The following is a 560-nucleotide window of genomic DNA, read 5'->3' as shown; positions in this document are numbered from 1 at the left end:
ACGGGATTCGAACCCGTGTTACCGCCGTGAAAGGGCGGTGTCTTAACCGCTTGACCAAGGGGCCAAATATATGGCGGAGAAGGAGGGATTTGAACCCTCGCGCCGGTTGCCCGACCTACACCCTTAGCAGGGGCGCCTCTTCAGCCACTTGAGTACTTCCCCATATATTGGCTCCGAAGGTAGGACTCGAACCTACGACCGATCGGTTAACAGCCGATTGCTCTACCACTGAGCTACTTCGGAATAATAGTGGCCCTAAATGGACCCGAACCATTGGCCTCATGTTTTCAGATGAAGAAAATGGAACTTTCATTACGTTTAACTGAACTGAGATTGCTACTAACAGAAGTCCATTATAATTCTTAAAGCAGGAAAAGCATGTTTCCTAGTAGGATACATGCTTTTAAAATGACCCCTACGGGATTCGAACCCGTGTTACCGCCGTGAAAGGGCGGTGTCTTAACCGCTTGACCAAGGGGCCAAATATATGGCGGAGAAGGAGGGATTTGAACCCTCGCGCCGGTTGCCGCCCGACCTACACCCTTAGCAGGGGCGCCTCT

The 560-nt window shown here is 51.4% G+C and carries 3 tRNA genes; all 3 read right to left on the bottom strand.

The window, feature by feature from the left end:
- Positions 1-71: 71 nt before the first annotated feature.
- Positions 72-162 (bottom strand) — tRNA-Ser (locus AC1DFT_RS20840).
- 6 nt (positions 163-168) lie between these two features.
- A tRNA-Asn gene (locus AC1DFT_RS20835) sits at positions 169-243 on the bottom strand.
- A gap of 166 nt (positions 244-409) precedes the next feature.
- Positions 410-481 (bottom strand) — tRNA-Glu (locus tag AC1DFT_RS20830).
- Positions 482-560 lie beyond the last annotated feature (79 nt).

Source organism: Psychrobacillus sp. 05T411, from assembly GCF_056396485.1.
Note: the sequence above shows the minus strand (reverse complement) of the source record. Positions and strands in the feature narration are given on the sequence as shown.